At 38.2% G+C, this 4,173-nt stretch carries 2 protein-coding genes; both read right to left on the reverse strand.

Translation table 11 applies throughout. From position 1 onward, the window contains the following. A partial coding sequence (locus Q8907_13520; protein ID MDP4275291.1) for a type IX secretion system membrane protein PorP/SprF occupies positions 1-902 on the reverse strand: 902 nt, incomplete at its 3' end. Positions 903-925: 23 nt separating this feature from the next. Then, positions 926-4,173 (reverse strand): Calx-beta domain-containing protein (locus Q8907_13525; GenBank protein MDP4275292.1); only part of this gene is annotated, 3,248 nt, incomplete at its 5' end.

The following is a 4,173-nucleotide window of genomic DNA, read 5'->3' on the forward strand; positions in this document are numbered from 1 at the left end:
GTGCCTGAATTAAATTTTTGCAAATCGGTTGTAGTATATTCATAGGCATAACCCAGGGAAAACCTTGAACTGATTTTTATTTCCCCAAATAAATTTACCGAGGACAAACTTCTATAGGAAGCGCCAAGAGCAAAAAAATTGTAAAACAGGAATGAACCATTCACATCCAGTTCTACGGGAGCTCCATGAACATATTTTAATAAAAGCGAAGGCTTTAATTTAATATCCTGATTTAAATCAATAACATAACCCCCATTCAAAAAAACATGATTAGCTTGGTCGAAATGTGCAGTAGAAGAATTATTATTAATTAAATCCGTTAATGATCTTGGGGCGAACTGAGGTATGGATAAACCCGCATAGAACTTTTCTGTATAAAAATACAGGCCAAAGCCAAAATAAGGAACAGTCCGATGGAAATCCTGCATAAAGGCAACATCATTTTTAGCCACATTTGAATATTCAACAGAAGAATAATTGTTGGAAAAAAAACTGGCTCCCACTTGCAAACCGGCAGATAATACCCCATGCTCAAATCTTATTTTATAGGAGTAAATTCCCATTATTTCTGTCTTCTTATCAATACCTATTTTGTCCATCAGAAAGTTCAGGCCAATACCAATCTTCTCATTATTAACCGGAGCATCTGCGGATAAAGTTGCTGTTTGGGGCGCTCCGGAGATATTGACCCATTGTTTGCGATAAAGTGCCGTGACACTCAAGGCATCGTGAGTACCAGCGTAGGCAGGATTTATGAGCAATCCATTAAATATGTATTGCGAATACATCGGTTCCTGCTGGGAAAAAACACTTAGTCCATTTGCTACCAGCAACTGCAGTATAATCATCAACCGGTAAATAATCTTTGAATAGAGCATATTCTTTACTTTTTTACCAATCATACTTCACAATTTACCCATATAGATCAACGTTTAATCGTAAGATATCCTGCTTTGGGCCTGTTCCCATTGTTAAAGTCGAGAATATAGAAATAGGTCCCTTCAGGAAGCTCATTTCCTATAGCGCCACTAACATTTGATAATCCATTCCATTCGTTCCTGTAGTCCTTTTTCTCATAAACGAGATTTCCCCAACGGTTAAAAATCTTAATATTTATAGTATATTTCTCTCCTCCATGGATGACGAAATAATCATTAATGCCATCCCCGTTAGGAGAAAAACCTGCAGGAATAAAAAGTGATATATCATCCAGATGTACCGGCGTTGGATCGTTCTCGCCGGTTTCATTGGCATTCTTATTCTTATTGGGATCAGGTACTGTTCCGTTATCCGACAAATCATATACAGGATCTCCGTTTATGCCAAGAGCAGTAGTATATGCTGTATTATAAAAATCACCAATTTTTAAATGAGGATAGACAACTAATTGTACCTTAATATTAACTTGTCCGCGGGCAGCAAGTTTAACATCAGATGCAAACAAAATAGTATCGTTGATGCCATTGAATAAAGAATTTGGCATCAAACTTAAACTATCAGAGGTAAGTGAAATAATCTTAAAATACATTGGCACAGGAAAGACTTTGGCAAGGTTATCGGAGATATTTACATGACTCAGTTCTGTGCTACCTAGATTTTCCACTTTATATATATACGTAATCAGATAAGAATCGTCAGGTTGAAGCTGAGGCATTGACGCATTCAATGCCAGTCCTATTGAAGGCACTGGTTTTACCAAAATAAAAACAGTATCATTTGCATAGAGTGGAATAACACCTTTATCCCAAACGCGAACCACGACAGTATCCTTTCCGGTATAAGCGCTATCAGGTACATATTTAACCAATGTCTTATCCATGCTTGCATTCCCATGCCCGGGAGCAATCCATATAACAGTAGTCAATGGATCCAGATTGTTATCCGGGTCATAATTATTTAGGTTTGTATTAATTTTTAAAGTATCTGAATTTTCTTTTATCTCAACATAATCGTTGACAGCGACGGGAGGGGTGTTCGTTGAATACGTCAATATTATTAACCAACCCTCAGCACAGAGCGAAGGAGAACCGTTATCACAAACCTTATATTTGCAGGTATCATATCCACTATAACCTTTAAATGGCGAATAAACCAATGTGTCATTTGATTTCATTTCCGCAGTGCCATGTTTGGGCAAAATATTCAGATTTATAGAAAGACTATCATGATCAACATCCAGAACATTGGATAAAATAGAATATCTGGAACTGCCATTTTCAGCAATAGTATCACGAATAAAATATTTAATGATGCGGGGAGAATCATTTACCGATTTGATATTGATATTTACCAATCGGTTTGTTGCAGCCCAATTTACACCGTCTGAAGCATTCCACTTAAAACTGGTTGAACCATACCAATTTGAATCAGGGGTAAAAGTAATTTTACCCAGGTTGGCCGCTGCAATTTCTTTTCCTGAATATATTGCCGTATCTCCTAAATGGAATGAACCATCCGTTGGTAAACTTTCTATTCTAATTTTATTCAGTTGATCCTTATCCAGATCGGTAAACTTTGAAGTGAAATCAAGTGCAGTAAATAAGACGACAGTGTCCTCCTGACCATCTTTGTTAATATCGCCGGAGATGACCGGCAGATGGTCATCATCTGAAATAGAACAGACAGCTTTCTTCGTGAATTGCACAGAGAGATTTGAAATCCCAAAGAAATTCAGGTTAAAAGCCCTGATTGGCTCTACCAGTTTGTCATTAACAATGGGGACGAATATTGTATCCGTTTCACCTTTATTCCCGGTAAAATGAAGTTGACCTGAAACTGCGGAATAATCAATTCCGGCTTTAGCCGTACTGTCAGCCGTTTTATAATTGATGGTGAAACCATTTTGAACAGCTGCATTTAGAACAACAACAAAATGAGCATAGCCATCAGGTGCATTTTCATTTACATCAATATCAGGAACCGTAAGCCCTGCCCCATCATCATCATGAATAATTACAGTAGCGTTATTTTGCTTTCCTATAGAAATTGCGGTATCACCCGAAAGTATATTTTTCAGAGTAACAACAACCGTTTCATCTCCTTCAAGAATGGAATCATCTTTTACGATCACATCAATGGTTGCCTTTGTGCCGAAGGCAGGGATTGTCACTGTCCCGGACAAGCTTGTAAAATCGGCACCTGAAGTTGCTGATCCGGAGACATTATAACCTATTATGGTTTTTGTCGAAGAAGGATGTGACATACTTACAGTAAATTGGCCACTTCCTGAGGGCTCGGAACAGGAAGGAATATTTGCCCTAATGCTGGCTAACGATTTTGTTTTATTGGAGATTGTACCAAGTCCGGTATTGTTTTTAATAGTCACATTCCTTCCTCCGGCAGTTATACCAGTCAGGACAACCTTAAAAAATTCCTGGGGTTCAACCAGATTATCCCCATTTACATCCACTTTGATTATTTGCTTGTCTCCCGAACTCCCGCTAAAATAAAGTGTCCCGGGAAGTAAAGGATTATAGTCCCCTGAGTTGGAAGTTGCAGTACTATCCCGAACTATAAAATCCACATAGTATGCAGTATCAACGCTACTACCGCTCTGAGTGACCGTAAATGTAAAAGGTACAGTAAAACCGCTATCAGGCTCTGCTTTAGACATGTCATTAATTGATAAAGTGGCCGAATCGTTGTCGTCATTAATTACAGAGACATTGCCCGGGGGTACGGTTTTATACAGGGGATCCGTAGTAAGACTGTTATTTAATGTCAAAAGAATTGAATATGGTATATTTCCATCCACGATATGATCATCAACACCGGTAACTGTAACAGTTTGCGGAACATACCAATTTGAGTAACTGAAAGTTAACTGGGATTTATCAACTATACCTTCAGATGTATTACTGCTGGATACATTCAGAACTACAACATAATTTACACTGTCTGTCGCCGGTTTGCTTGATAATTTGACCGTAAAGTTTGCTTTTCCTCCGGTTTCCGCAGTATGATTTGAAACCGGGGAAATAACAAACCCGGCAGCATCATTGTCGGTATTTGATAACATTATCGGTGCCACAGGCAAACCATTATATTGAGGATCAGAAGATATGGCATTACTGATATTAATCTGGTAGGGCACTGTACCATCAACTATGTCATCTTCTTTTCCCGTAACGGTTACAGTTTGAAGTATATTCCAATTTGCACGGGTAAAAGTGA

It is taken from the genome of Bacteroidota bacterium, assembly GCA_030706565.1.
Classification (GTDB): Bacteria; Bacteroidota; Bacteroidia; order Bacteroidales; family JAUZOH01; genus JAUZOH01.